This is a genomic window from Actinoplanes solisilvae (assembly GCF_003999975.1).
Lineage (GTDB): Bacteria > Actinomycetota > Actinomycetes > Mycobacteriales > Micromonosporaceae > Actinoplanes > Actinoplanes solisilvae.
Map to the genome: position 1 here is coordinate 114,121 of NZ_RJAC01000022.1, position 21,640 is coordinate 135,760.

A 21,640-nucleotide genomic window follows, 5' to 3' on the forward strand; every position below is an offset into this window, starting at 1 on the left:
CTTCGTGCAGATCCGCCAGTTCACCGAGTCCGACTGGCCGCAGGTGTGGGAGATCGTGCGGTCGGTCGTGCGCGCCGCCGACACGTTCACCTACGACCCGGCCATGACCGAGCGCGACGCCCGCGCGATCTGGCTCGAACACCCGCCCGGCGAGACCGTGGTCGCCCTCGACGGCGACGACGTGCTCGGCACGGCCAAGGTCGGCACCAACCGCCCCGGCCCCGGCTCCCACGTGGCCACGGCCAGCTTCATGGTCGCGCCGGTCAACCGCGGTCAGGGCGTGGGCACGGCCCTGTGCCGTTTCGCTCTCGCCTGGGCCAGACAGCGCGGGTACGCCGGCATGCAGTTCAACGCCGTGGCCGAGAGCAACAAGTCCGCCGTCGAGCTCTACCGCCGCGAGGGCTTCGAGGTCGTCGGGACGGTCCCCGGCGCCTTCGCCCACCCGGTCCACGGCCGCGTGGGCCTGCACGTCATGTACGCCGACCTGACCGTGGCCCCGGGGCCACGGACCACGGTGGTGGCCACGTAGTTTCCGGGGCGCGCCGGGGGCGGTCCCGGGGCGACGGTGCTCTCAGAGGTATCGCGGGGATGCCTCGGGGGGATCGGAGCCGGGACCGTGAGTGTGACCCTGTCGGCTGGAACGGGAGAATTCGTGGCCGCGCAGCCTCGGTTGCTGGCCATCGCAGTGCGGGTGCTCGGGGACGTGGGGGAGGCCCAGGAGGTCGTTCAGGAGGCCTGGCTGCGCTGGCAGCGGTCGGACCGCTCGGCCGTGGTCAACCCGCCGGCGTTCCTGGCCACCACCACGGCGCGGCTGGCGATCAACGTCGCGCAGTCGGCCCGCAAGAGGCGCGAGTACGTGGCCGGGCCCGCGCTGCCCGACGTGGCCGACCGGGGTGCCGACCCGGCGGCCGTGGCCGAGCGGCACGACGCGCTCGACGGCGCCGTGCGGCTCATGCTGGCCAAGATGACCGCCGCCGAACGGGCCGCCTACCTGCTGCGTAAAGCCTTCGACTATCCGTACCGGAAGATCTCGGCCGTGCTCGGAGTCAGTGGTGACAGCGCCCGCCAGCTGGTGCGGCGCGCCCACGAGCGGCTCGGCACCGACCGGAACCACCCCGTCGACCCGGCCGTGCACCGCAGGCTCGTGCGCGTCGTGCACGCCGCCGCCCGTACGGGTGATCTCGGCGAACTGGAGCAGCTGCTGGCGGCGACCCTCAGGCGGTAGCCAGCGTGCCGCGGATCTGCTTGCGGGAGGCGATGCCGAGCTTCGCGAAGACCTTGCGCAGATGCCACTCGACCGTGTGCGGGCTGATGAACAGCCGGGCGCCGATCTCCGGGTTGGTCAGCCCGTCGCCGGCCAGCCGGTCGGCCGTCGCCCCCTGGCTCACCTGGGCCCGGGCCGCGGCCGCCGTGCCCAGCGCCCAGTCGGTGCCGTTGGCCCGGGCCATCTCGGTGATCCGCGCGGCTGCCTCCGCCGCGCGCTCCGGCCGGCCACTGCGCGCCGCCGCCTCGACCAGCTCCACCGTCGACCACGTCGAGAGCCCGAGTTCCTGCGGGTGCTCACAACCGCCTTCGGCCGCCACGTACGCCTCCTCGTAGCGCCCGAGCCCGTTGTGCAGCACGGCACTGGCCCATTGCGTGGCCGTCAGCACCTTGCCCTCACCGCGCAGCGCCGGGTCCTGCGTGATCGGCTCGATGACCCGGCGGACCTCGGCCTCCCGGCCCCGCCACGGACCGATCACGAGGGCGCCGTACTGGGCGAAGAAACGGCTGCCGGTCGCCTCGCCGATCGTGACCGCCTCGGCGGCCAGCGACTCGGCCTCGTCGAGCTCGCCCGCGAAGACCCGGTTCGACAGCCGCAGCAGCAGCGCCGACGGCAGCACGGCCAGCGCGCCCCTCTCGCGGGCCAGCCCGACCAGCCGGGCCGAGAGCACCGACCAGCTCGCGAAGTCCCACGCGTCGTGGCCCATGCGGCAGGCCAGCGGCAGCCAGCCCAGCGCGTCCGGGAAGCCCTGGAGGGCCTCCAGCACCATCGGCACACCCTTGGCGTAGCCGTCGGTGACCATGACGGCCAGGCCGTCGAGCAGCAGGTCCTCGCGGCCCGGGAACGGCCGGGCCGGGGCGCCGCGAGCCGCCCGGGCGACCTCGGGCAGCTGGGCGCCGCTGGGCAGGCGGCCGGCGGTCAGGGCGGCATAGAGAGCGTCCCGGTACGTCTCCCGGGCCGTGCCCGCGTCCAGCGGTTCGAGGCGCTTGGCCGCCTGCAACAGCAACGGCAGGGCCGTACCCGCGCTGCGCGAGGCGAAGACGACCCGGCCGCGCAGCAGGCTCGACCGGGCACGCTGCTCCTCGTCGAGCGGGCCCAGCTCGGCCGCGTCGAGCAGCGCGTGCGCGGAGTCGTAGCCGCCGGCCTGATATTTCGCCTGCGCCCCGGCCAGCAGTCGCACGCCGCGCCGGGCCGGGTCGGGGGTGAGCTCGGCCGCGCGTTCGAGGAACGCCGCCGCCGCGGCCACCCCGCCGCGACCCTGGGCCCGGCCGGCCGAGCGTTCGAGTTCGGCCGCCACCTCCTCGTCGGGCTCGGTGGCCGCGTTGGCGCGGTGCCAGGCCCGGCGGTCCGGGTCGGTTCGCGGGTCGGTCGCGTCGGCCAGAGCGGCGTGCACACGCTGCCGGTCGTGCGCCTCGGCCGCCCGATAGGCCGCGGAGCGTACGAGAGGGTGGCGGAACCGGACCCGGGAGCCCAGCGTGATCAGGCCGGCCGACTCGGCCGGGCCCGCGGCGGTCGCGTCGATCCCCAGCAGCGCGGCGGCCCGGGTCAGCAGGCTCACGTCGCCGACCGGCTCGGCTGCCGCGACGAGCAGCAGCAGCTGGGTGCCGGTGGGCAGCGCTCGCACCCGGCGCAGGAAGCTCTCCTCGATCTGGCTCGCGACCGGCCGCGCGTCGGGCCGCCCGAACCCGCCCGCCAGCTCGGCCGGGGTCAGGCCGCGGGGCAGCTCGAGCAGGGCCAAGGGGTTGCCCTGGGTCTCGGCGACGATCCGGTCGCGCACCCGCTCGTCGAGCCGGCCCGGGGTCACCGCGTCGAGCAGGGCGCGGGAGTCGGCGACGCCAAGGCGCCCCACCTCGAGCTGTGGCAGCTCGGTCAGCTCGGGCTCGCGGGTCGCCAGCACCAGGCCGATCGGCTCGGCGAGCAGCCGCCGCGCCACGAAAGTGAGCGTCTGGGACGAGACCCGGTCGAGCCACTGTGCGTCGTCGACCAGGCAGAGCAGTGGCTTCTCCTCGGCCACGGCGGACAGCAGGCTGAGCACCGCGAGGCCGACCAGGAAACGGTCGGGCGGGGTGCCCGCGCTCAGGCCGAACGCGGTTTCGAGGGCCTCACGCTGAGGTGCGGGCAGGCGGTCGAGCCGGTCGAGGAAGGGGGCGCAGAGCTGGTGCAGGCCGCCGAACGCGAGCTCCATCTCGGACTCGGCGCCGGCCGCCCGCGCGACCCTCGCGGTGCCGGCTTCCTCCCGCACATACTCGAGCAGGGCGGTCTTGCCGATGCCGGCGTCGCCCCGCAGCACCAGGACCGCGCTGTGGCCGTTCTTCATCGTCGCGACGAGCCGGTCCAGCCGTTCGCACTCCGGCCCGCGGCCGCGCAATCGTGTCGTCAAGCGTCGCCCTCCGGCCGCAGCCTACAACGCCTGACCAGGCAGGACGCCACCCTCGGGCGGCGTCCTGCCCGAACGTCACTGCACGCCGAGCAGATCGACCACGAAGATCAGGGTCTCGTTCGGCTTGATGGCGCCGCCGGCGCCGCGCGCGCCGTAGCCCAGGTGCGGCGGGATGGTCAGCTTGCGCCGACCGCCGACCTTCATGCCGGCCACGCCCTGGTCCCAGCCGGCGATGACCTGACCGCCGCCGAGCGGGAAGGCGAAGGGCTCGCCACGGTTGTACGAGGCGTCGAACTCGCGGCCCGTCGAGTGCGCGACACCGACGTAGTGGACGCTGACGTACTGGCCGGGCTTCGCCTCGGGCCCCTCGCCGACGGTGATGTCCTCGATCACGAGGTCAGCCGGGGGCGCGCCCTCGATCGGGCCGACGTCGGGCTTGTCCATGGGAACTCCAATTCGTTGACAGTCGAGCACGGTGAGGATAATTCAGGGCGGTGCAGACCTGAGCGGCTGACCTGCGGCTGAGTGCGGCGCGAGGTCGGCCCTGAATGAACCCCAGTCATGCAATCACAGGCCGGTTCGAGCCCGGTCACGGACGTGCTGAACGACTCACGGTGTTTATCCGTACTGCACGGACGTGAGAATTCATCGCCTGGCCGCCGTCGCGTTGACGGTCGCCGCCGCCACGGCCCTCGCACCTGCGCCCGCTCAGGCGCACGGGTCGCCGACCACGCCGATCAGCCGTACGGCCGCGTGCGCGTCCGGCGGCGAGGAGACCGGCAGCAAAGCCTGCCAGGCGGCGAAGACGGCGAACGGTGGCAGCTTCGGCAAGTTCGACAATCTGCGCATCGCGAACGTGAACGGCAAGGACCGGCAGGTCGTGCCCGACGGCAAGCTGTGCAGCGGGGGCCTGCCCGCGTTCAAGGGCCTCGACCTGGCCCGCGACGACTTCCCGGCCACCAAGGTCAGCTCGGGCAAGACCCTGACGGTCCGCTACCGGGCGACCATTCCGCACGCCGGCGAGTTCCGGGTCTTCCTGACCAAGGCCTCGTACGACCCCTCGAAGCGGCTCACCTGGGACGACCTCGGCAGCAAGCCCGTCGTGGCGGTCACCGACCCCTCGCTCGAGGACGGCGCCTACCTTCTTCGCCTCAAACTGCCGGAGCGCACCGGGCGGCACATCCTCTACATCGTGTGGGAGACGTCTCGCACGCCTGACACGTACTACTCCTGCTCCGACGTGGTCTTCCCGCCGGCCGCCGCCGTCGTCTCGTCCGCGCCCGCCACGAAGGCCGCGAAGCCGACAAAAAGTCCCGCCGTGGCTCCGGTCGTCCGTTCGGCGACCTCGCCGCCCTCGTCGGTCGCGCCCGCGCCCTCGGCCACCGCGCAGGCGATCCGCCCGGTGAGTGACACCAGCAACGTCACGATCGGTCACTGGATCGTCGCCGGGGCGCTGGTGCTCGGGTTCGGCGCGGCCGCGTGGGCCGGAGTCGGCGCGATGGCCCGCAGACGGCGCGAAAACCGTTGAACCACAACGGTTCGCACCCCGTACTGATGGGCGTCGACATTCCCGGAGAGGACGTCAATGTCAGCGCAGCCCGAGGCCCCCGAGATCAACGGGGATCCGGTGACGGACAGCTCAGATCTCTACGTGTTCGTCAGCCCCGACGCCCCGGAGACCGTCACGATCATCGCTAACTACGTGCCGGCGGGCGGCGCGGACTTCGTCGAGTTCGGCGACGACGTGCTCTACGAGCTGCACCTCGACGTGAACGGCGACGCGCGGCCCGACCTGACATACCAGTTCCGGTTCCGCACCGAACTGCGCGACGACACGACGTTCCTCTACAACACGGGCCCGATCGAGTCGCTCGACAGCGCGAACTGGAACCGGCGCCAATTCTTCTCCGTGACCGTCGTGGACGCGTACGGGAAAAGCACCGTGCTGGCCGAGCGTCTGCCCTGCCCGCCGTGCAACGTCGGCCGCCGCTCGATCCCCGCCTACGAGGACCTCGCCCGGGCCGCGGTCGCGTCGCTGCCCACGGGGGAGCGGGTCTTCGCCGGGCAGCGGGCCGACGCGTTCTTCGTCGACCTCGGCTACCTCCGGCCCCCCGGTGACCTCGCCGATCGCGCCGGTCGGTTGAGCGTCAACAGCATCGCGCTGCAGCTCCCGATCACCGCCGCGGGGGTGATCGGCGTGTGGACCACCGCGAGCCGCCGCTCGGTGCAGGTCGACGACGCGGTGGTGGTCGGGCCCTACACGCAGGTCTCCCGGCTCGGCAATCCGCTGTTCAAGGAACTGATCGTGCCGCCGGCCGACCGTGACCGATGGAACGCGCTCCCGCCGACCGAGGACAAACTCTTCGCCCACCTGGTCGAACGGCCCGAACTGCAACGGCTGCTGCTCGCCCTGCACCCGGGGACGTTCGACCGGCTGGCGTCGCTCGACCGGGCCGGCACCCCGCGCACCGACCTGGTGGCGATGCTGCTCACCGGCTTCCCCGACGGCATGATCGACGGCTTCCGCAACCACACCGGCGACGTACAGGCCGACCTGCTGCGCCTGGACACCGCGGTCCCACCGGCCGAGCTGCCCAGCCGCTTCGGCCTGCTCGGCGGCGACCCGGCCGGCTACCCGAACGGCCGCCGCATCACCGACGACGTGGTCTCGATCTCCCTGCGGGCCGTCGCCGGGATCACGGTCCCATTGATCGACCCCTCGTACGAGGTCGACGCGGCCGCCACCCTGGTCGAGCAGGGTTTCAGCGTGGCTAACGCCGGCGCGGGCCTCCTGCCTCACTTCCCCTACCTCGGAACCCCCTCCGGCCCCTACTCCGACCCTGCCGCTGGTTCCCCCTTCGCTCCTCCTTCCGCCTCGCCTTCTGCACCCCATTCCGCCTCGGCCTTCGCTCCTCCTTCCGCGCCACCGTCCGTCCCTCCTTCTGAGCCTCCTTCCGGCCTTCCCTTCGCCTCTCCTTCCGGCCCTCCCCTCGATCGAAACGGTGAACTGTGAAGAAGCCCCCGCCCTCCTGGCACAGCATGACCCCCTCCGGGCAGGGCACGGTCATGCTCAACATCGGCGCCGGGATCGGTGCGCTGATCATCAATACGCCAGGTCGCATGCACGGCCGGGAGATCGAGGTCAGCCCGGTCGACGACGCCGCGACCCGTACCCAAGCGGCGGTTCGCGCCCGATATGTGCGCGGCGGCGTCTGCTTCAGCGTCGTGCTCGACAGCCTGCCCGAGGGCCGCTACACGGTGTGGGACAACCCGATAACTCCGCTCGGAGAGATCGATGTTCCGGGCGGCGGGGTCGCCCAATTCACCTGGCCGATGGCTTCCGCCGCCGCATAGTGCGAGAACGGGTCTAGGGTGGACGCCATGGTCGGCGTCCCCCAGACCCGCACGGGACCACCGGGAGCCGACGCGCCCATCCACTTCTCGCTGGCTACGGCCGATGTGGACGAGGCCCGGGCTTTCTGCCGCAGCATGTTCTACGGCCCGCTCCAGGTCGACCCGGTCGGCGACCGGTCCGGGTTCGCGTTCCGAGGCGACGTCGTGGCGCTCGGCTCGATCACCGTCGGCGAGATCAGCTACGGCAGCGACATCCACGTCGCGATCGGCGACCTGGAGACGTCCTACCACGTGCTCGTTCCGGTGACCGGCACGCTGCGGTCACGCCACCGGGGCACGGCGGTGCTGGCCGACCCGACCCGGGCCGCCGTCTACCGGCCGGTCGGCGACATCGACCTCGAATGGCCCGGCACCTGCCGCCTGCTCAGCGTCAAGGTCGAACGGGGTGCCCTGGAACGCGAGCTGGACGCCGCCCTCGACCAGCAGATCGTCAGTCCGCTGCTGCTGGGCGACAGCTTCAACGCGATGGACGCGCCTGGCCGCACCTGGGTCTCCCTGGTCCGCCTGCTCTTCGGCGAGCTGCGCCACGGCCACGGCCTGTCCGCCCAGCCCCGCATGGCGTCCCGCTGGCGAGACATGGTGGTCAGCGGCCTGGCCCTGACCGTCGAGCACCCGTACGGCGAGGAGCCCAACGGCCTGCAGGGCCCGAACCGCCCCCGTACGGTGAAACGCACCCTGGACGCGATGCACGCCGAACCCTGGCGCCCCTTCACTGCCACCGACCTGGCCGCCATAGCCGGCGTAGGCGTCCGAGTCCTGCAGGAGTCGTTCCGCCAGCACGTAGGCATGTCTCCGTTGACCTACCTGCGCCGATTACGCCTCGACCACGTTCATTCCGAACTGTCCCGTTCGGACCCGTGGCAGGTGAACGTCTCCGAGGTCGCCTACCGCTGGGGCTTCACCCACCTGGGCCGCTTCGCCGGCGCCTACCGAGCCCGCTACGGCCTGTCCCCGTCCCAGACCCTCCGAGAACGCCGCTGAGATCCCCCTGTCACCCCAAGCAACCAATGATTCCCGTCGCAATCAACAATCCCGTCGCATTGAACGATTCCCGAGCAACCGACACTTCCCAGCCATCAATAGCACGCGCGAACGGAATTACCACGACAACAAGTCAGCTACCGGATGACCCCGCAGTTGACCCTTTGCATCCGCCAACCTGATCGTTTGAACGCCCCATATTGTGGCCGAGCCAATACGAATCTCCCAAGGCCGCCGTTAAGCCGTGCCGCATCCGGCCGAATTCGGCCCCCTTTAAACCGCAGTCATTAGCCAAGTTCTTGCGGGCAAGCCGCCGCCAAGGCTTTCACCCCATCCCCCGTCCAAACTCCGGCTGGACCACGCGAAATGCCAAGAGATCACTCAAGCCGAAGAGCCTCATGATCGCCAAGACCTCCGATCAAATCCCGACGAATCCCCAAACGCGGCCCGTTCCAAGCACCCGAACAAACAGGTCCCCCCGATCAACAACGCACCACCTGGTCGAATGTCGTTCCCGGGTGCGGTTCGCGGGTTCGGTCGGGTGTCGTTCCCGGGTGCGGTTCGCCGGTTCCGTCGGATGTAGTTGCTGAGCGCGGCTCGCCCGTTCGAGCGGATGTCGTTCGTGAGCGCGGTTGCCCGGGACGGTCAGACGTTGCTCCAGAGCACTGTCCAGCGGGTCGGTTCGATCGCACGCCCGAGCACAGTCAGCCTGATCGAGCGAGACTCGGCTCGGCAAGCTGTTCTCGGAAGATGACCGGCCGACGATCGTCCTCCGGTTGCGTGGCCTGGTCGGCGGCGTTCTCCGCTTCCGTTTCTGGACAGGGCGCGGCTCAGCGCACACGTCGGCCTCGTCGGCCGGTCCTGCGCGAGCGGCCGACCGCGTTCCGGCTAGGTTCCGAGTGACGCCGCCTTGCTGGGCTGGTGACGGCGCCAGCGGGAACAACTGCCGCGGGCCAGCGGGCCGCTCGGGCGTTTCACGGTGGCGCGCCAGGCTCGGTCTCGTCTGTGTGACGGTGCTGTTGGTTGGCGTCTCGGGGTGGGGCACTGGGCCGGGTGTCGTGTGTGTGACGGTGCTGTTGGCCGGCGTCTCGGGGTGGGGCACCGGGCCGGGTGTCGTGGGTGTGACGGTGCCGCTGGCTGGCATCTCGACCCTGGGCGCAGGGCCGGATGGCGACGGTCGCGAAAGCGACGAGATGCCCTCCACACCTGCTGAATGTCGTGCCGGATCTGACGGTGGCGCCGTGCGTGCGCCGACGGTGTTCGGGCGCGCTGTTGGCCGGCGCGCGGCGGGCCGGCGAGGTGTCGGGTCTGGTGGCGGCAGCTTGTCGGGGGCGGCACTCGTGGCACGCGGTTCGGGGTGAGATGCCGAGCCGGATGGAGATGGCCGCGTTGGCGAGGAGACGCTTCCTGCCCGAGCCTCTGGCCGGACCGTCGTGGCTGACGGTGGCCGCCTGCGTGGGGCGGCGGTGCTCGCGCCCGCTGCAGGCCGGCCCGCCGGATCTGGTGGCCGCGGCCTCGGTGATGCAGCTGCGTGGGCGGTGCTCCCCGGTCGTCGCTTCGGGTTTGGTGGTGAGGAAGACGTCAGCGTGGTTGCGGCGCGCTTGACCGCGTCCGGCACGTCGGGAAAGCTGGCCAGCCATTTCCCCTCCGCCCGGAGTCTCCGCTCCTTTTCGGCATGCCGGAGAACCAAACCACGTTCGCGGCGCTGCTCGTGGTCGCGCCGGAATTCGTCATTGCCGGGTGAGTAGTTGTGGGCCTTGGTTCTATCCCGCATAGCAGTCATTTGCTTCCGGTTGAACAACTGCAGCTGCGTCATGCGTCCATTATTCCGCGCTGCGGCCGCATCGTCTCCCTTCGTTTGTAATCGATCATGCCAACTTCGGCTACAACTGCCGTCGCCCGATTATTTGACAAATTCGCAAGTCTGTTTTGACAATTGCGCAAACCTTCGATGATATTGGCGAGACGTTGAGCGTGCCGCTATCATTTGAGGTGCCGCTGGATCAATCGAGGTGGCTGCATGCGACGGGAGGAAAGGTAATAGTCCTGTGCTCGAAGAGCAGTGATCGAGGTGCTCACCTGAGCTCTGATTGGCGCCGGTGCGGTGCGGTGCGGTGCGGTGCGGTGCGGTGCGGGCGCCTCGCCTCGCCTCGCCTCGCTTGGCGCCGAGGGCGAGGCTCCGGCGTCTCGATGCCGCAACTCTGCGTCGGCTGAAGGCGTCCCGCGAAGCATCCCAACGACCGACACCAGCCCCGTCCAGTCGAACCGACGCAAGGCGCTGGTCAAACGGATCGAGGCGCGGGCGACCTGATTTGCTGGCCTGATGGGGGGAGCTGGGACGGCCGACGAGCGGGTGAGTTCGGCTTGTCGGGCGGACGCCGTGACAGGTCGCTGGGTGGGGTGGTGGCGGCTTGCTGTGCGGGGGCCGTGACGGGTTGCCGGGTGGAGGCGGCTAACGGCTTGCGCTGTTGAAGCCGTCAGGGGTCGCCGGATGGGGGCGAGTCGCGCCCTGCTCTGCGGGGCTGTGACGGGTCGCCGGGTGGTGGCCGGTGACGGCTTGCTTTGCGGGGGCCGTGACGGGTTGCCGGGTGGAGGCGGCTAACGGCTTGCGCTGTTGAAGCCGTCAGGGGTCGCCGGATGGGGGCGAGTCGCGCCCTGCTCTGCGGGGCTGTGACGGGTCGCCGGGCGGGGACCGGTGACGGCTTGCTCTGCGGGGCCGTGACGGGTCGCCGGGTGGTGACAGGCGACGGCCTGCTCTGTGGGGCGTGACGGGTTGCCGGGTGGTGGTGGGTGATGGCTTGCCCCGCGGGAGCCGTGGCGGGTTGCCGGGTGGAGTTCGCGGCGGGGGCGGGGCCGCGACGGCTGCTGGGATGTGCGCAGCTGCCGCCGCTGGCCGAGCCGGGCCGGGTTCAGAGTTCTACTCGTTGACCCTTGCCGATGACTACCACGCCGTTGTCCGAGACCGTGTAGAGCTTGCGGTCGCGGTCGAGGTCTACGCCGATCTGGGCTCCTTCGGGCACTACGACGTTCTTGTCGAGGATCGCGTTGCGGATGATCGCGCGGCGGCCGACCTGCACGCCTTCCATCAGCACCGAGCCCTCGACATGGGACCACGAGTTGACCCGCACGTTGGGGGAGATCACCGAGCGTTCCACGAGCGAGCCCGACACCACGACGCCGGGCGAGATCATCGACTCGATGGCGCGGCCTTGCCTGTCGTCGTACCCATGGACGAACTTGGCGGGGGGCCACGAGCCGTAGTTGGTGAAGATCGGCCATTCGTGGTTGTAAAGATTGAAGATCGGCAGGGTGGCGATCAGGTCCATGTGGGCCTCGTAGAACGAGTCGAGTGTGCCCACGTCGCGCCAGTAGCCGCGGTCGCGGTCGGTGCTGCCCTGGACGAAGTTGTCGCGGAAGTCGTAGACGTTGGCCTCGCCCCGTTCGACCAGCATGGGGATGATGTTGCCGCCCATGTCGTGCTTGCTGTCGGGGTCCTGCGCGTCCTTGCTGACCGCCTCCATCAGCGCGCGGGTCGTGAAGACGTAGTTGCCCATCGACGCGTAGATCTCGTCGGGGGAGTCGGGCAGGCCGTCGACGTCCTTCGGCTTCTCGCGGAAGGCTCGGATCTTCTTGCCGTCCGAATCCACGTCGATGACGCCGAACTGGTCGGACAGCGATTTCGGCTGGCGGATGCCGGCGACCGTGACCGAGGCGCCCGAGGTGATGTGGTCGTTGACCATCTGCTTCGGGTCCATGCGGTAGATGTGGTCGGCGCCGAAGACGATGACGTAGTCGGGCTTCTCGTCGTTGATGAGGTTCATGCTCTGGTAGATCGCGTCGGCTGAGCCGGCGAACCACCGCGGGCCGAGCCGCTGCTGGGCGGGAACCGGGGTGACGTAGTTGCCGAGCAGGGTCGACATGCGCCACGTCTTGGAGATGTGGCGGTCGAGGGAGTGGGACTTGTACTGGGTGAGGACGACGATCTTCAGATAGCCGCCGTTGGCCAGATTCGACAGCACGAAGTCGATCATGCGGTAGATGCCGCCGAACGGCACGCCGGGTTTGGCCCGGTCGGCCGTCAGGGGCATCAGGCGCTTACCTTCTCCACCGGCCAGAACGATCGCAAGCACCTTGACAGCCATGGAAGGACGCTAACTTTCCGCCAGCCAGAGCGCCAGCCGAAGGGGGCAACTCGCCGCGGTCACCCGGCGTCGGCCAGGATAGCTGATCTTGGGGTGGCGAGGGCAAGGTTCGCGGCGCGGGATTCATGAAGGGTTTACGCTGCGAGCGTGGCCGAAACAGGGGCGAAATCGTTGCGAGTCGATCTGATCACCCGGGAGTACCCGCCGGAGGTGTACGGCGGCGCCGGTGTCCATCTCGAATACCTGACCAGGGATCTGCGGCACCTGGCCGATGTGCGGGTGCACTGCTTCGGCGCGCCCCGCGACGAGCCGGGGGTGACCGCCTATCCGGAGCCGGTCGAGCTCAAGGGCGCCAACGCGGCCTTGCGTACGATGGGTGTGGATCTTGAAATGGCGGCGGGGGCCGAGGGCACCGACCTCGTGCACAGCCACACCTGGTACGCGAACTTCGCCGGGTACACCGCCAAGCTCCTGTACGGGGTTCCGCACGTCGTCACCACCCACAGCCTCGAGCCGTTGCGGCCGTGGAAGGCCGAGCAGCTCGGCGGCGGTTACGCGCTGTCGTCGTTCTGCGAGCGGGTCGCGATCGAGAACGCCGACGCGGTCATCGCCGTCTCGGGCGGCATGCGGCGCGACGTCCTGGCGGCGTACCCGTCGGTCGATCCGGACAAGGTGCAGGTCGTCTACAACGGCATCGACACCGAGCTCTACCACCCCGACCGTGGCACTGACGTCGTCGAGCGCCTGGGCATCGACCTGTCCCGGCCGAGCGTCGTCTTCGTCGGCCGCATCACCCGCCAGAAGGGCCTGCCCTACCTGCTGCGCGCCTGCCGTCTGCTGCCGCCGCAGGCCCAGATCGTGCTGCTGGCCGGCGCTCCCGACACGCCCGAGATCGCGGCCGAGGTCGAGGCGCTGGCCGACGAGCTGCGGGCCGTGCGTGACGAGCGTGGCGTCGTCTGGGTGCAGGAGATGCTGCCCAAGCACGAGGTCATCCAGGTGCTCACGCACGCGACCGTCTTCGTCTGTCCGTCGATCTACGAGCCGATGGGCATCGTGAACCTCGAGGCGATGGCCTGCGAGACGGCCGTCGTGGCCACGGCTACCGGTGGCATCCCCGAGGTCGTCAACGACGGCGTCACCGGCTTGCTCGTGCCGATCGAGCAGATCCCGGACGGCACGGGTACGCCCGTGGACCCCGATCGTTTCGTCGCTGACCTCGCGGACGGCATCACCACGCTGATCGAGGACCCGGGCCGTGCCGAGGCGATGGGTCTGGCCGGCCGCAAGCGCGCCGTCGACAAGTTCAGCTGGTCGCGGATCGCCGAGGAGACGATGACGGTGTACCGAAGCGTTCTCTGACAATGTCGTGGGCGACCGCCCGGCCACTGAGCCAGGCGGTCTGCACACGGGGGCGCCCGAAGGCGTCGCCGCAGAGATAGACGTTCCCGCGGCGGGCAAAGTCCCCTCGGCCCGGGCGAGGTTGGGCGTACGGCCACAGGTGGTACTCGGCGCGCGGCGAGTCCTCGATCCCGAGCAGCCCGTTGACGGCCTCGACGATCGCCGTACGCCCGATCTCCCGTGCGAACTGCGGTGTCGAGTGGGCGACCAGCACCGGCGCCCGGTCGCCGCGCCGGTCCCCGTCGTCGCACACGGTGGCGAGCACGGGATGGTCGTTGACGAAGGCCCCGCCGAAGTCGTCCCACGAGCGGCGCGGATAGGTCAGCACGGCCGTCAGCACCGGGTCCCACGACTGTTCGCGCGCCGCGGGCAGGTCAGCCACGCGCAACGCCTCGGGGCCGGGCATCGCCAGGACGACGTACGAGGCGTCGGGCAGTTCGGTGACCTCGGCACCGTACGTGATCTCGAGCCCGGTCGCCAGGCCGACGGCCAGGGAGCGCAGCCCGCCCGGCGCCGACCAGCGCATCGGACCCGGCCCGTGCTGGCCGCGGAACGTGTCGGTCCACGGCCGGGCCAGGCCCTCGATCCGCCAGCTCTGCAGCCGGCCCTGGAACGACGGGTCGTCGGCGGTGACGTACGCGGCGCCGACGTCGGCGTACCGGTCGTCGAGCCATCGGCTGGCCAGCCGCCCGCCCGGCACGTCGGCGCGCTCGAGCACCCGCGCCGGAACCCCGGCGTCGACCAGCTCGCGGGCACAGGCCAGGCCCGCGATCCCGGCACCCACCACGACGACTGTCACCCGGACGACTCTACGGCCGCGCACGTGATCAGGACGGCAAGGCACACTGGTGGCCATGCTCCGGATCCCGCGCCCACCCGTACGCCTGACGGTCGTCCTCGTCGCGGTGCTCGTCGCGACCGGGGTGCTCGGCGCCGGCCTGCTGCGGGCGGCCACCTACCAGCCCGAACCCGCGGCCGGCGCGCCCTACCCGTCGTCGCCCGTGCTGGTGCCGGGCGCCGAGGGCAAGTGCGGCACGGTGCCGGTGCGGGCGGCCCGCGAGCTGCGCGGCATGTGGCTGACCACGGTCACGAACATCGACTTCCCGAGCCGGCGGGGCCTGTCCCAGGCGCAGGTCAAGGCCGAGTACCAGCGTTGGCTCGAGCTGGCCGTGGCCCAGCGGCACAACGCGATCTTCGTGCACGTCCGGCCCAGCGGGGACGCGTTCTGGCCCTCGGCGTACGCCCCCTGGTCGGAGTGGCTGACCGGCAAACGCGACGGGGTGTCGCCCGGCTGGGACCCGCTCGAGTACATGGTTCGCGAGGCCCACGCCCGCAACCTGGAGTTCCACGCCTGGTTCAATCCCTACCGCGGCACCCAGCCCGGCCCGGTCGGCCCCGGCGCCGATTTCGCCAAGCTCGCGCCGAACCACCCGCTGCTCAAGCACCGCGACTGGGCGATCTCGTTCCCCAAGGGCAAGACGTCCCGGCTGTACTTCGATCCGGGCATCCCGGCCGCGCGCAAGTTCGTCGAGGACTCGATGCTGGAAGCGGTCGAGAAGTACGACATCGACGGCGTGCACTTCGACGACTTCTTCTACCCCTATCCGAAGGCCGGCGAGGACTTCCCCGACAGCGCCAGCTACGCGAAGTACGGCGCCGGGAAGAGCCGCGCGCAGTGGCGGCGGGACAACGTGGACACCCTGGTCCGCGAGATGCACGAGCGCATCCAGGCGGTCAAGCCGTGGGTCAAGTTCGGCATCAGCCCGTTCGGCATCTGGCGCAACAAATCGACCGATCCCGCCGGTTCCGTCAGCAAAGGCCTCGAGGCGTACGACGCCATCTACGCCGACACCCGCAAATGGGTTCGCGAGGGCTGGCTCGACTACATCGTGCCGCAGCTCTATTGGACGATCGGGTTCGACAGGGCCGACTACGCGAAGCTGCTGCCCTGGTGGACCGCGCTCACCAAGGGCACGAACGTGCAGCTCTACATCGGCATGGCCGACTACCGCGTCGGCGAGCCGGGCGCGTGGAGCGACCCGGCCATGCTCGACCGGCAGATGGCGATGAACGACGCGCAGGGCGTGCAGGGCCAGGTGCACTTCAGCGCGAAGCAGATTCGCGCCGACCGGCTCGGCGCGGTCACCCGCTACCGCGACAAGCACTACGCCGCTCCGGCGCTGCTGCCGCGCATGGCTCGCCTGCCGTCGGCCCCGCCCGCCGCCCCGCACCTGCTGGCCGCGACCCGCGCCGGCGCGGCGATGCGCCTCGACGCGACCGCGCCCGGCGCCGTGAGCTGGGCCCTCTACCGGGTGAGCGGCGACGCGGCCGCGCTCGTGGCGACCGGCCGTGGGGGCAGCCCGGTCGTCGACCCGGCGGCCCCGGCCGGCCCGCAGACCTACTGCCTGACCGGCCTCGACCGCTCGGGCAACGAGGGCCTGGTCAGCGTGCCGATCACTGCTTCCTGACGGTGGCCTCGGCGAGGTCCCACAGCCGGTCGGCCGCGGCCGGGTCGACCGACCACTCGGCCACCCCGTTCATCGGGTCGGGGCCGCCCGGAACGACCTCGGCCTCCTGGTTGTCGTCGTCGAAGTAGCGGCCCGTGACCCCGGCCAGCAGCGGCGAGGCGACCAGCATGACCTCGGCGGTCGCGCCCTGCTCGGGGGTCTTGTAGTAGTCGGGGTGGATCAGGTTGCCCTCGTCGTCCATCGCGCCGGCCGCCTGCATGGTCGCCTGGTCGAGGTGGCGCTGCAGGCTCGTGTGGATGAAGCCGGGGGCCAGGGCGTTCGCGGTGATCCCGGTGCCGCCCCAGCGACGGCTGATGCCGACCGCGAGCAGCACGACGGCGGTCTTCGACTGGGCGTAGGCCGACCAGGGATCGTACGGCCGGTTCTCGAACTGAGGATCGTCGAAGTCGACCGGGCCGCGCAACTGGATGCCCGAGCTGACCAGGGCGATGCGGGCGTCCGGGGCCAGCCGGTCGCGCAGGCCGGTGATCAGGGCGAAGTGGCCGAGGAAGTTCGTGGCGAGCTGCAGCTCCCAGCCCTGCGCGGTGAGGCGGCGCTCGGGCACGGCCATGATGCCGGCGTTGGCGATGATCGCGTCGACCGTGCCGGTGACCGACGCGGCGTATGCGCGCACCGAGGCGAGGTCGGACAGGTCGAGCTCCTTGCGGGTCGGGGCGACGACCTCGGCGCCCGCGTCGCGCAGCGCGTCGGCGGCGGCACGGCCCAGCCCCGAGCCGCCCCCGGTGATGAGCATCCGCTTGCCGGTCAGGTCGACCCCGGCGAGCACCTCGGCGGCCGTGGTGGCAGGGGTGAACGGGGTGTTGATCCTTGTCATGACCCCAGAATGCGCCCGCACAGGTGGACGATGAATAGGCCAGCGTCCAAGATAATTGTGTGAGCGTCCACGCAGACCCCTTGAATGACGTGCTCTCGCTCGTCGGCACCACGAGCAGCCTCTCGGCGGGTCTGGTCGCCGGCGGCGATTGGGCGGTCAGCTTCGAGCCGCCCCCGGCGGTCAAGTTCAACGCCGTACGCCGGGGGAGGTGTCTGCTGCTGGCCGAGGGCTCGGTCTTCGAGCTGAACGAGGGCGACTGCTTCCTGCTGACCCGCCCGATCGCCTTCACCCTGGCCAGCGCGCTGGACGTGCCGGCCGAACCGGCGCGCCCGCTCTTCGCCGCGGCGGTGGACGGCGTGGCGCGCGCCGGCACCGGCGACGACGTGCTGCTGATCGGCGGCCGGTTCGGCTTCGGCGAGCGCGCCCAGGAGCTGCTGCTCGACTCGCTGCCGCCGGTGCTCCACGTGCCCGGGGCGACCCCGGCGGCGGCGACGGTGCGGTGGGCGCTCGACCAGATCGACCTGGAACTGCGCGACCACCCCCTCGCCTCGACGCTGGTCGCCGAGCACCTCGCCCTGGTCATGCTGATCCACCTGCTGCGCCAGCACCTGGCCACGTCACCACCCGGCGAGGGGTGGCTGGCCGGGCTGGCCGATCCCGTCGTCGGACCGGCCCTGCGAGCCATGCACGGCAAGCCCGACTACGCCTGGACGGTCGCCGACCTCGCCGCGGTCGCAGCGGTGTCGCGGTCGTCGCTCGCCGCGCGCTTCAAGCAGGTCGTCGGGCAGGGACCGCTCGACTACCTGACCCGCTGGCGCCTCGAACTGGCCGCCGCCGATCTGCGCCACGGCGACAAGACGGTGGCGGTGATCGCCCGGGAGGTCGGCTATGGCTCGGAGAGCGCGCTGAGCACGGCGTTCAAGCGCGTCAACGGCCTGTCGCCGCGCGCGTACCGCGCCTCGCGTTCAGCCGTTGGGGCGTGACTCCAGCGCCTGCAGCGACCAGCTGTTGCCGTCGGGGTCCTTGAAGTAGACGAAGTTGCCCCATGCCTGCTTGTCGACCTCGCTGGCCTCGACACCGGCGGCCAGCAGCTCGGCGCGGGCCTGCTCGGCGTCGGGCACCACGATCTGGATCTCTTGCGTGCCCGGCGTCATCTTCGTGATGCCCTCGCCGAGCACGATCGAGCAGGCCGAGCCGGGCGGCGTGAGCTGCACGAAACGCAGCCCCTCCTGCACGGGGAAGTCGTGGTCGGCGTTGAAACCGACGCTCTGGTAGAACGCCTTGGCCCGCTCGACGTCGGTCACCGGAACGGGGATGAGCTCGATTTTCCATGTCATGGGCTCACCGTAAGCCCCGGGTACGACACTTTCCGTACGAGAAAGATCGTCAGCCGAAGGCGCCGGCCGAGCGCTCGTCGTCGGCGATGGCCGCGAAGATCTCCGGGCCCAGCACGTCGGCCGCGACGACCCGGCCGCCGGGGCTCGCGGCGTCCACGAGGTCGGGCAGCACCGAGGTCAACTGCCAGGCGACCGCGGCGGCGTTACTGCCCGAGAGCTGGGCGATGTCGTCCAGCGTGCCCTCGCCGATCGACGACCGCACCTGATCGACGGTCATCGGCTGGTTGCGCGAAACGTCCGACAGCCAGCTGCCGTACTGCTCGGGGGTGGTCGTCTCGGCCAGCCGCAGCACCACCGATTGCAGGCGCGCCGGGCCCGTGATCGGCGACCCGGTGTACGCGAGCCCGTAGAGCAGGTCGCGCACCCCAGGGTCGTCGAGCAACGTGGACAGTTTCGCGATATCAGTCATCACCGGTCTCCCTCCCTTGCCTTTGCGACAGGGTGGTGGCCGGATCTGTGACAGCCGCGCTCAGTACTCCCCGCCGAGCGCGCCGACCAGGCCCTCCGGGGTCAGCCCGAGCTCGGCGAGCCGCGCCATGTCCTCGGGCTTCGCGAGGTCGAGATGGTCGGGCAGCTTGTCTCGCACCGACTCGGCGAAATCCGGCCCGTAAGCCCGGCGGACGACGTTGAGCATGTGCGTCTTGTTGACGACGGTCATGCGGGCACCCCTTCCTCGTCTGTTCGAAGAAGACAAATCGGGGCCGGGGTTTCGTGACACCGACTCCGTCACAGATCGACGGGCTGCCCGGTCAACCTCAACGACTCAGCGGATTTGTTCAGGGGGAGGGCGGTCGCACCATGCGTACCAGTCGGCTCGAGGCGTTCAGTGACGGCGTGCTCGCCATCATCATCACGATCATGGTGCTGGAGTTGAAGATCCCGGAGGGCCACGACTTCACCGACCTGGTGCACGAGACCGGCTGGGGGTTGCTGACCTACCTGCTCAGCTTCGTCTACGTCGGCATCTACTGGGTCAACCACCACCACATGTTCCACCTGGTGCAGCGGGTCCAGGGCGGGGTGCTGTGGGTCAACCTGGCGCTGCTGTTCGTGCTGTCGCTCTTCCCGTTCACGACGGCCTGGATGGACGAGTCGGGCTTCGCCCACATCCCGGTCATCGTCTACGGCCTCAACCTCATGGCCGGCTCGATCACGTACGTGATCCTCCAGACGCTGATCATCCGGCAGCAGGGGCCGGACTCGCCGCTGCGCAAGGCCGTCGGCCGGGACCGCAAGGGCAAGGTCGCACCGTTCTTCTACGTCGCCGGCATTCTCAGCGCGCTGTTCATCGACCGCGACGGGCACTTGGGGTCGTACATCGGGGTGGGCTTCTTCATCGCCAACGCGCTGCTGTGGTTCATCCCCGACCGCCGCATCGACCGGGTGGTTCGCGATCTCGAGCACACGCAGGCTTCGGACCCCGAAGAGGCTTCGCGGCCGAGGCAGCCGGTCAGCTGAGGCGGCGATTGCCTCGGGGCGCGGTCAGCGCGGGGCGGCAGCCCTGGCGGGCCGGAACGGACTCGGTCCGCTCCGGCCCGCGATCGACCCCGTCGTCCCCCGCGACTTCGCCGCGGCCGGGATCGAACGGCTCCCCGAGAGGAGTCACCGGTTTCCCTTGAACTCCGCGCAGCCCTTCTCGTCGGGCAGCAGCGGACGGAAGCTGACCAGGTATTTCTGCCCGCCGACGGTCCACGGGGTGAGCTGGTTGGCCTTCTTGGCCGCGGCCAGCACCTTCGCGGTGTCGTCACCGGTCACCACCACGCACCCGATCTTGAAGGCGGGGTTCAGGTAGTCGCCCGGCAGCGCCGGCCCGGGCCACGCGACCTCGGCCTGCGGCGGTTCGGCCCCGGCCTGGTCCTCGGTCCACGGCCGGGCCAGTGCGGCGATCGACGTCGGCTCGTACGGCTTGGTCGTGCTGGAGGCGTCACCGGCCGACAGGTCGGACAGCTTCTTGACGAAACCGGCCAGCTTGGCGCGGGCGGCCTCCTGCGGGGCGGTCAGCATCGGATCGTCGGCCTGAGCCTCGTTGAGCGCCACGACCGCGACCGATTGCGTGCCCTGCGGGGTCTTCACGGTGACGCGGGTGGTCGGCGCGTCGGCGACGTTGGGCTGACCGAAGTCGGTGCCGGGGCGTACGCCTGCTTCGGCTGCCTCCTCGAGCAGTTGATCGACCTTGTAGGAGCTGAGCTGCAGCACCTGCAGGTTGGGCAGTGCCGGCCCGGGATAGATCGCCGGGACGGGCCCCTCGGTGATGACACGGCCGTCGCCGAAGACGCTGATCGACGGCAGCCTGCCGACAGTGCGGTCGGGGGGAACGAAGCCACCGTACGACTCCACGCGCGCAACGAGCTCGTCGGCGCCCTGGGGATCGACGGACGCGCTCTCCGGGATGCCGGGACCGGACGCGCCCGCGCCGGTGGTGCCGGGCTGCGCGCAGGCGGCGAGCAGGAACAGGGGAACGGCGGCGGCGATCAGGGTGCCGCGGAGACGAGTCATGCCCGTTCAGACGATCCGCGTACGCCAGTGGTTCCGGCTCTGTCATGAATTGAGCCGTCCGATTTCGCCGTTCGGGGGACCGCAGGTCTCGATCGAGGGCGAGCCGCACGTCAGCCCGGGTGATGGACGTGGGTGAGCGAATCTTGTGCCCGGGAGGAGTCGCGGTGCCGGCTGCGAGGGATCTCGAGTGTCGTCGTTGCGATCGGCCCCCGGCCCCCGGCCCCCGGCCCCCGGCCCCCGGCCCCCGGCCCCCGGCCCCCGGCCCCCGGCCCCCGGCGCCCGGTGGCGGCGACCGCGAAGGAAGAGCCGCCACCACCGGGGCGAACGGGCTTACGCCCGTCGGGCAGGCGTGGCCCGGACCACACCCGAGGACATGAAGGTACGAATGCATGCTGCACTGAGTCAACACCGCGTGACGCCCCGACGCTGAACCGTGATGCGGGTGAGGTCCGCGGGCCGTGCCGGTCGTCGCGGGGAATCGCAGCGAGCCCGCGTTCAACCGCATGTCAGCCGGGCCCACCGATCGCTGCGAACCGCACCCGCCACCACGCCCGCTCTGCTGCCACCGCCGGAACGGCCGGCAGAGCGACGGCGACGGCGTGCGCCGGCCACGACGGGCTCGCCGTTCGCTTCCTGCTCCGTCCGGACAGGCGGCCACCGTGCACTATCTGCCCACCCACCCGGGGGAGAGGCGGCGAGGTGACCTTAGACCGCATCTCATTAGGGGTTGTTGCTGGTCAGGAGGTTGAGGCGGGCGGCTCGGCGGTAGCAGATCAGAGCGCAGGCCAGGCGCAGGAATCCGGTGAAGTGGGAAGCCTTGCGGTCG

At 70.7% G+C, this 21,640-nt stretch carries 18 protein-coding genes and 1 pseudogene; 10 read left to right on the forward strand and 9 right to left on the reverse strand.

Annotated elements, in window-relative coordinates; translation table 11 throughout:
* Positions 1-4: 4 nt before the first annotated feature.
* Entirely contained in the window at positions 5-529 is a 525-nt protein-coding gene (locus EER30_RS37270; protein ID WP_127505932.1) for a GNAT family N-acetyltransferase, read from the forward strand.
* A gap of 123 nt (positions 530-652) precedes the next feature.
* On the forward strand, positions 653-1,225 hold the full coding sequence (locus EER30_RS37275; protein WP_205650580.1) for a sigma factor: 573 nt from the start codon (positions 653-655) through the stop codon (positions 1,223-1,225).
* On the opposite strand, the gene EER30_RS37280 is transcribed toward EER30_RS37275, so the two are convergent.
* A complete protein-coding gene (locus tag EER30_RS37280; RefSeq protein ID WP_205650581.1) occupies positions 1,215-3,644 on the reverse strand; it encodes an ATP-binding protein in 2,430 nt (809 codons plus the stop codon). The two genes, EER30_RS37275 and EER30_RS37280, sit on opposite strands and share 11 nt — an antisense overlap.
* A gap of 75 nt (positions 3,645-3,719) precedes the next feature.
* Positions 3,720-4,088 (reverse strand): FKBP-type peptidyl-prolyl cis-trans isomerase, encoded by a 369-nt coding sequence (locus EER30_RS37285; RefSeq protein WP_127505885.1) that lies wholly within the window; start codon positions 4,086-4,088, stop codon positions 3,720-3,722.
* Between the two features lie 193 nt (positions 4,089-4,281).
* Between EER30_RS37285 and EER30_RS37290 the strand changes: the two genes are divergently transcribed.
* From EER30_RS37290 to EER30_RS37305, 4 genes are read left to right on the forward strand one after another with little or no spacing between them, the layout of a single operon-like run.
* Positions 4,282-5,172, forward strand: a complete 891-nt coding sequence (locus tag EER30_RS37290) for a lytic polysaccharide monooxygenase auxiliary activity family 9 protein (protein ID WP_127505887.1) — start codon at positions 4,282-4,284, stop codon at positions 5,170-5,172.
* A 57-nt stretch (positions 5,173-5,229) separates the two neighbouring features.
* Positions 5,230-6,657: a DUF4331 domain-containing protein gene (locus EER30_RS37295; RefSeq protein WP_205650582.1), complete on the forward strand. Its 1,428-nt coding sequence runs from the start codon at positions 5,230-5,232 to the stop codon at positions 6,655-6,657.
* The gene (locus EER30_RS37300) at positions 6,654-6,998 is read left to right on the forward strand and encodes a phospholipase (protein WP_240670545.1); all 345 of its coding nucleotides are present in this window, start codon (positions 6,654-6,656) and stop codon (positions 6,996-6,998) included. The genes EER30_RS37295 and EER30_RS37300 overlap by 4 nt, the downstream gene beginning before the upstream one ends.
* A 27-nt stretch (positions 6,999-7,025) precedes the next feature.
* Positions 7,026-8,039: an AraC family transcriptional regulator gene (locus EER30_RS37305; RefSeq protein ID WP_164842615.1), complete on the forward strand. Its 1,014-nt coding sequence runs from the start codon at positions 7,026-7,028 to the stop codon at positions 8,037-8,039.
* A gap of 2,909 nt (positions 8,040-10,948) precedes the next feature.
* On the opposite strand, the gene glgC is transcribed toward EER30_RS37305, so the two are convergent.
* Positions 10,949-12,181 carry a glucose-1-phosphate adenylyltransferase gene (gene glgC / locus EER30_RS37310; protein WP_127505889.1) on the reverse strand — a complete coding sequence of 411 codons (1,233 nt, stop codon included), beginning with the start codon at positions 12,179-12,181 and terminating at the stop codon, positions 10,949-10,951.
* 144 nt (positions 12,182-12,325) lie between these two features.
* On the opposite strand from glgC, the pseudogene glgA reads away from it, so the two are divergent.
* A pseudogene (gene glgA, locus EER30_RS37315) lies at positions 12,326-13,540 on the forward strand (glycogen synthase); the annotation flags it as partial.
* Here the strand turns inward: glgA and EER30_RS37320 are convergent.
* Positions 13,485-14,378 carry an NAD(P)/FAD-dependent oxidoreductase gene (locus tag EER30_RS37320; protein WP_240670547.1) on the reverse strand — a complete coding sequence of 298 codons (894 nt, stop codon included), beginning with the start codon at positions 14,376-14,378 and terminating at the stop codon, positions 13,485-13,487. The pseudogene glgA and the gene EER30_RS37320 overlap by 56 nt on opposite strands.
* Before the next feature lie 55 nt (positions 14,379-14,433).
* Here EER30_RS37320 and EER30_RS37325 point away from each other — a divergent pair, with 55 nt between their 5' ends.
* Positions 14,434-16,047 (forward strand): glycoside hydrolase family 10-like protein, encoded by a 1,614-nt coding sequence (locus EER30_RS37325; protein ID WP_127505893.1) that lies wholly within the window; start codon positions 14,434-14,436, stop codon positions 16,045-16,047.
* Here the strand turns inward: EER30_RS37325 and EER30_RS37330 are convergent.
* Positions 16,034-16,921 (reverse strand): SDR family NAD(P)-dependent oxidoreductase, encoded by an 888-nt coding sequence (locus EER30_RS37330; protein ID WP_127505895.1) that lies wholly within the window; start codon positions 16,919-16,921, stop codon positions 16,034-16,036. The two genes, EER30_RS37325 and EER30_RS37330, sit on opposite strands and share 14 nt — an antisense overlap.
* Positions 16,922-16,980: 59 nt before the next feature.
* On the opposite strand from EER30_RS37330, the gene EER30_RS37335 reads away from it, so the two are divergent.
* Positions 16,981-17,904: an AraC family transcriptional regulator gene (locus EER30_RS37335; protein ID WP_127505897.1), complete on the forward strand. Its 924-nt coding sequence runs from the start codon at positions 16,981-16,983 to the stop codon at positions 17,902-17,904.
* On the opposite strand, the gene EER30_RS37340 is transcribed toward EER30_RS37335, so the two are convergent.
* The 3 genes from EER30_RS37340 to EER30_RS37350 are packed head-to-tail and all read right to left on the reverse strand — an operon-like array spanning position 17,887 to position 18,976.
* Positions 17,887-18,258: a VOC family protein gene (locus EER30_RS37340; RefSeq protein WP_127505899.1), complete on the reverse strand. Its 372-nt coding sequence runs from the start codon at positions 18,256-18,258 to the stop codon at positions 17,887-17,889. The two genes, EER30_RS37335 and EER30_RS37340, sit on opposite strands and share 18 nt — an antisense overlap.
* A gap of 49 nt (positions 18,259-18,307) precedes the next feature.
* A complete protein-coding gene (locus tag EER30_RS37345) occupies positions 18,308-18,727 on the reverse strand; it encodes a YidB family protein (RefSeq protein ID WP_127505901.1) in 420 nt (139 codons plus the stop codon).
* Between the two features lie 60 nt (positions 18,728-18,787).
* Positions 18,788-18,976 carry a hypothetical protein gene (locus EER30_RS37350; RefSeq protein ID WP_127505903.1) on the reverse strand — a complete coding sequence of 63 codons (189 nt, stop codon included), beginning with the start codon at positions 18,974-18,976 and terminating at the stop codon, positions 18,788-18,790.
* A 140-nt stretch (positions 18,977-19,116) separates the two neighbouring features.
* On the opposite strand from EER30_RS37350, the gene EER30_RS37355 reads away from it, so the two are divergent.
* Complete coding sequence (locus EER30_RS37355; protein WP_127505905.1) at positions 19,117-19,776, forward strand: TMEM175 family protein; 660 nt, start codon at positions 19,117-19,119, stop codon at positions 19,774-19,776.
* Between the two features lie 144 nt (positions 19,777-19,920).
* Here the strand turns inward: EER30_RS37355 and EER30_RS37360 are convergent, their stop codons facing one another.
* Positions 19,921-20,814, reverse strand: coding sequence for a hypothetical protein (locus EER30_RS37360; RefSeq protein ID WP_127505907.1), 894 nt, complete (start codon positions 20,812-20,814; stop codon positions 19,921-19,923).
* Positions 20,815-21,640: the final 826 nt, after the last annotated feature.